This is a genomic window from Streptomyces sp. McG3 (genome assembly GCF_018619185.1).
Taxonomy (GTDB): domain Bacteria; phylum Actinomycetota; class Actinomycetes; order Streptomycetales; family Streptomycetaceae; genus Streptomyces.
Genome location: NZ_JAAXYC010000436.1, coordinates 1 through 5,135, shown reverse-complemented (window position 1 = coordinate 5,135; position 5,135 = coordinate 1). Strand labels below are relative to the sequence as shown.

At 73.6% G+C, this 5,135-nt stretch carries 5 protein-coding genes; 4 read left to right on the top strand and 1 reads right to left on the bottom strand.

The genetic code is table 11. The features are described 5' to 3' along the window. Positions 1-201: 201 nt before the first annotated feature. Positions 202-1,413, top strand: a complete 1,212-nt coding sequence (locus HET64_RS36355; protein ID WP_215111506.1) for an acyl-CoA dehydrogenase family protein — start codon at positions 202-204, stop codon at positions 1,411-1,413. Beyond that, a complete protein-coding gene (locus tag HET64_RS36350) occupies positions 1,410-1,895 on the top strand; it encodes a nitroreductase family deazaflavin-dependent oxidoreductase (RefSeq protein WP_215111505.1) in 486 nt (161 codons plus the stop codon). Before HET64_RS36355 ends, HET64_RS36350 begins: the two co-directional genes overlap by 4 nt. 261 nt (positions 1,896-2,156) lie before the next feature. Here the strand turns inward: HET64_RS36350 and HET64_RS36345 are convergent, their stop codons facing one another. Next, positions 2,157-2,804 (bottom strand): TetR family transcriptional regulator, encoded by a 648-nt coding sequence (locus HET64_RS36345; protein WP_215111504.1) that lies wholly within the window; start codon positions 2,802-2,804, stop codon positions 2,157-2,159. A gap of 345 nt (positions 2,805-3,149) precedes the next feature. On the opposite strand from HET64_RS36345, the gene HET64_RS36340 reads away from it, so the two are divergent. Both HET64_RS36340 and HET64_RS36335 read left to right on the top strand, forming a co-directional pair. Next, positions 3,150-3,959 carry a VOC family protein gene (locus HET64_RS36340; RefSeq protein ID WP_215111503.1) on the top strand — a complete coding sequence of 270 codons (810 nt, stop codon included), beginning with the start codon at positions 3,150-3,152 and terminating at the stop codon, positions 3,957-3,959. A 265-nt stretch (positions 3,960-4,224) separates the two neighbouring features. Further along, positions 4,225-5,135 (top strand): serine/threonine-protein kinase (locus HET64_RS36335; protein ID WP_215111502.1); only part of this gene is annotated, 911 nt, incomplete at its 3' end.

Genomic DNA, 5,135 nt, shown 5'->3' with positions numbered 1-5,135 from the left:
GCCGGGTCGGGGGAAGCCGGGGCTGGGGCCATGAATCTGACGGTACATCAGATAGTGGTGGTCGCCGCAACCGTTCGCGCACGACGGCTTCCCTCGCCCAGGTGCGTGCGGGACTCTGGGAATCCCCGCCCCCCGCACCTAATATGACGCCTCGTCAGATCCGGGGCTGGCCGTCGGTCCCTGGGTGGAAGGAGCCCGCAGATGGACGCCGCCTTCACCGCGGAACAGCACGAGATCCGCCGCACCCTGCGAGAACTGCTGGCCCGGAGCGCCGGCCCCGACGCGATCCCCGCCGCCGTGCGCACCGCCGAGGGCTACGACCCGGTCCTGTGGCGCAGGCTCGCCGGGGACCTCGGCCTGCCGGGCCTCGCCCTCGCGGAGGAGTACGGCGGGGCCGGGTGCTCGGCCACCGAGCTCGCCCTCGCCTGCGAGGAGACCGGGCGCGCGCTGCTGCCCACACCGCTGCTCGCCACCGCCGCCCTCGCCGCACCCCTGATCGCCGCTCTCGGCACCCCGGACCAGCGAGCCGCCCTGCTGCCCCGGATCGCCGGGGGAACCCTGACCGCCGCCCTCGCCGTCCCCGGCGGCTCGCTCGCCACCGCCCTCGGCCTCACCGGTGACAACGCCGACGGGGCCTGGGCGGGCGGCGGCCGGGCCGGCGGCATCCAGGCCCGCGGGCCCGGGGAGGACGGCGGCCGGCGGCTCTACGGGCAGGCCGACCGGGTCCTGGACGGGCACAGCGCGGGGCTGCTCCTGGTCGCCGCCCACGCCGGGGGCTACCCGCGCAGCCGTACGCTCCTGTTCCTGGTCGACGCCGGAGCGGCGGGGCTGGCGCGCACCCGGCTCACCGCGCTCGACGAGACCCGCCCGCTGGCCCGCGTCGAGCTGCGCGACACCCCGGCCGAGCTCCTCGGCGCGGACGACACCGCCGACGCGGCCGCCGCGCTCGCCGCCGCCGGACGCACGGCCGCCGCGATCCTCGCCGCCGAGGCGGTCGGGACGGCGGCGAGCGCCCTGGAGCGCACGGTGGAGTACGTGAAGGCGCGCGAACAGTTCGGCAGGGCCGTCGGTTCGTTCCAGGCCGTCAAACACCGCCTCGCCGACCTCTACGTACGGGTCGAGGCGGCCCGCTCCGCCGCCTACCACGCCGCCCGGGACCCGGAGGCCGGGCCCCTCGCGCTCGCCCAGGCCCTGGAGGCGGCCCGGATCACCACCGGTGAGGCCGTCCAGCTGCACGGCGGTATCGGCTTCACCTGGGAGCACGAGGCTCACCGCTATCTGAAGCGGGCGGCGGGCGACGAACTGCTCTTCGGCCCGGTCCACCGGCTGCGCGACCACGCGGCACAGCGGGCCGGGCTCTTCGGACCCGATCGGATGCCGCTCGCCGCAGCACCCGGGGCGGGCGTCCGATGACCGGCGCCCGCGGTGTGCGGCTGGTCCAGAAGGTCTCCTCGACCCGCGCCTTCGGGCGGATCGCCCCGCACCTGGTCCCCGCCCTGGACCGGGCCGTACACCGGCTCACCCGGGGCAAGGTGCTGCTCAGCGCCCGCATGCTGCCGGGGCTCGTCCTCACGGTGCCCGGGGCGCGCACGGGCCGGCCGAGGACCACGCCGCTGGCCTGCATGCCGGAGGGCGAGGTGGAGGGCAGCTGGATCCTGGTCGGCAGCAACTTCGGCCGTACGGGGCACCCGGCCTGGACCGCCAACCTGCTCGCCCGCCCGGACGAGGCAGTCGTCAACTGGCGGGGCCGGGACATCCCGGTGCGCGCGACCCTGCTGGAGGGCGAGGACCGGGACCGGGTGTGGGAGGCCGCACTCGCGTTCTGGCCGCCGTACGCGGCGTACCAGCGGCGGCTGGAGCGGCAGATCCGGCTGTTCCGGCTGGAGAGGCGGTAGCGGCGGGCGGGGCGGTTCCCCGGCTCGGCCTCGCCTCCGGGTACGGGGCGGGGCGGTTCCCGGCGCGGCCCCTTCTCCGGGTGCGCGGCAGGGTGGGTCCCGGCGCGGCCCGCCTCCGGGCACGCCGACGGCGGACCACCCGCAGGGGTGCCTGGGTGGTCCGCCGTCGGTGAGACAGGACGTGGGGCGTCCGGGTGGGCGGGTGCCTGCCCGGTGGTGAGGGGCGTCCGGGGCCAGTGGGCCTCCCGCGCCCCGGACCGCTTACTTCGCCGGCTTCTTGCCGGTGATGCCCAGGTGCACCAACAGGGCGAGGTTGGGGCGCAGTTCGGCCTGCTTCACACCCCAGGTGGTGAACCCCTTCTGGTGCGAGGCGACCGCGGCCAGCATCGCCACCAGAGAGCCCGCCATCGCCGCCGGACTGACGTCCTTGTCGACCTTGCCCTTGCTCTGGAGCTCCTTCACGGAATCCGTGAGGGAGTTGGTGACCGAGTTCAGGATCTTCATACGGATCTTGTAGAACCGTTTGTCCCCCTCGGCCGCTCCGAGGTCGATCACGCGGAGGATCGCGTCGTTGTGCCGCCAGAAGTCGAGGAACCCCTCGACGAGTTGTTCGGAGGTGGTCCAGCCGGCCTTGCCGACCCAGGAGCGTCCGGCGACCAGTTCGGTCAGTCCGGCGCCCTCTTTGGCGACTTCCTCGGCGATTTCGAGGACGGCGCCCTCCACGTCGGGGAAGTACTGGTAAAAAGTCGCGGGTGAAGTCCCGGCCTTCCGGGCGACGTCGATGACTTTGACGTCCCGGTACGGCGAGGAGCTGAGCATCTCGCTGAGGCAGTCGAGCAGCTTCTGCCGCGTCGCCTGACCGCGTCGACCGGCCACGCGGCCGTCGACGGTGCGTACTTGTCCTGTCATGCCGTCAGCTTACCGAGGGGTGATGGGAGCGCGATTCGGCCGACTGCAAATGGGGAACGCCGCAGGACCGGCGGGGTGCGCAGCGGCGATCAGCGGCGGTTTTCGGCCGCGGTGCGCGAGGCCTCGGAGCCCGGAGTGCGGCCGGGGTGAGGCCAGGGAAGCAGTCGTGGTAAATGTTATCAACAGCCTGTGGACAACTTCGGTGGACAACTTTCGTCCACATGGTGAGCGCCTCCTTCATCAATCGGTCAAAGGTTCCCTTTAGGTGCGTCCGGGGCGCGCGGGGCCGGGCGCGACGTTACGTTGACTGTGACGGGCGTCACTGCTACGGAAGGACCCGGTCCCATGGCCGCATTCGCGCATTCCGCGCCGTGCTGGGCGGACGTGCAGCTCTCCGACCTCGAGGCCGGCAAGCGCTTCTACGGCGGGCTCTTCGGCTGGACCTTCCGGGCGGGCGACGGCATGCCCTTCGCGGACGCGCTCAGCGACGGCCGCCTGGTCGCCGCCCTCGCCGCCAAGAAGGACGGCCGGATGCCCACGGCCTGGGGCGTCTACTTCGCCACCGACGACATCCGGGCCACCGTGGCCGCGATCCGCGAGCACGGCGGCCAGATCATCACCGACCCCGTACGGGCGGGGCGCGCCGGGATCGTGGCCGAGGCGGCCGACCCCGGGGGCGCCGTCTTCGGGCTCTGGCAGGCGGAGGAACGCGCGGGCTTCGAGAAGCAGAACGACCCCGCCTCCTTCTGCTGGACCGAGGTCTACACCCGGCAGCCGGACCGGGTGGACCCCTTCTACGAGAAGGTCTTCGGCTTCCACGGCACCGACCTGGACGAGGCGGGCCACGACGTCTCAGGCGACTCCGAGGCGCTGGTCGACTTCCGGATGTGGTCCCCCGAGGGCGCCGAACCGGGCCCGGACACCGCCGTCGGCGGCCGCAGCGTCATCACGGACGCGTTCCCGGCCGAGATGCCGAGCTACTTCCTCGTCTACTTCGCCGTCGCCGACTGCGACGCCGCCGCCGAACTCGCCGTACAGCTCGGCGGCCGGGTCGCCCAGCCACCGTTCGACATCCCTTACGGGCGGATGGCCGTGCTGCACGACGACCAAGGGGCCGCCTTCGCCGTGCTGGAGCCCGGCGAGCCGCGTCCGTAACCCCGGCTTCCGCGCCCGCCGGCCCCCTTCCGCACCCCGGTGTGGGGGGATACCGCCCGAAGTGGCACGAGACACCCCCATCCGCCCCCGGGTTCGCAACCGGGGCCCGGGCCAGGAAGAATCGGGGTGCGTACCGCCAGGTGATGCCCAGTGGTGAGACCCTGCACAGGGCGCGCCGCGCAGTGCGGGATCAGTGCGGGATTCGACCGGGCGGTAATTCGCGGACTTCGTCGCCGAGGTCCGTTTACGGGGAGGTGGCAGGCAAGTGGTGGAGCAGCTGACGCAGCACGACCCGAGACGGATCGGCCCGTTCGAGGTGCTGGGACGGCTCGGGGCCGGCGGCATGGGGCTGGTCTATCTCGCGCGGTCGGCGTCCGGCCGGCGGGTGGCGATCAAGACGGTGCGCACCGAGCTCGCCGAGGACCAGCTCTTCCGGGTCCGCTTCACGCGCGAGGTCGAGGCGGCCCGCGCGGTCAGCGGGTTCTACACCGCCGCCGTGGTCGACGCCGACCCGCGGGCCGCCGTGCCCTGGCTCGCCACCGCCTATGTGCCCGCGCCCTCGCTCGAAGAGATAGTGAACGAGTGCGGTCCCATGCCGACCCAGGCGGTGCGCTGGCTGGCCGCCGGCATCGCCGAGGCCCTCCAGTCCATCCACGGTGCGGGCCTCGTCCACCGCGACCTGAAGCCGTCCAACGTCCTCGTCGTCGAGGACGGGCCCCGGGTGATCGACTTCGGCATCGCGTCCGGCGTCTCCAACACCCGGCTGACCATGACGAACGTCGCCGTCGGCACGCCCGCGTACATGTCGCCCGAGCAGGCCCGGGACTCCCGCAGCGTCACCGGGGCCAGCGACATCTTCTCGCTGGGCTCCACGCTCGTCTTCGCCGCCACCGGGCACGCCCCCTTCCACGGGGCCAACCCCGTCGAGACGGTGTTCATGCTGCTGCGCGAGGGACCCGACACCGAGGGGCTGCCCGACGACCTGCGGCCGCTGATCGAGTCCTGCATGCAGATGGACGCCACCCAGCGGCCGAGCCCCGCCGACCTCCAGGCCCAGCTCGCCCCGCACCTCTTCGCCTCCGGCAGCGACGACAGCGGCACGGCCTCGGCCTGGCTGCCGTCCCCGGCCACCGCGATGATCGAGCGCCGCCGGGGCGGCGGGCGCACCGCGCCGCC

Coding starts and splice junctions, on each gene's coding strand:
- HET64_RS36350 (WP_215111505.1), top strand. CDS start 1,410: ATGACCGGCGCCCGCGGTGTGCGGCTGGTCCAGAAGGTCTCCTCGACC.
- HET64_RS36355 (WP_215111506.1), top strand. CDS start 202: ATGGACGCCGCCTTCACCGCGGAACAGCACGAGATCCGCCGCACCCTG.
- HET64_RS36340 (WP_215111503.1), top strand. CDS start 3,150: ATGGCCGCATTCGCGCATTCCGCGCCGTGCTGGGCGGACGTGCAGCTC.
- HET64_RS36345 (WP_215111504.1), bottom strand. CDS start 2,804: ATGACAGGACAAGTACGCACCGTCGACGGCCGCGTGGCCGGTCGACGC.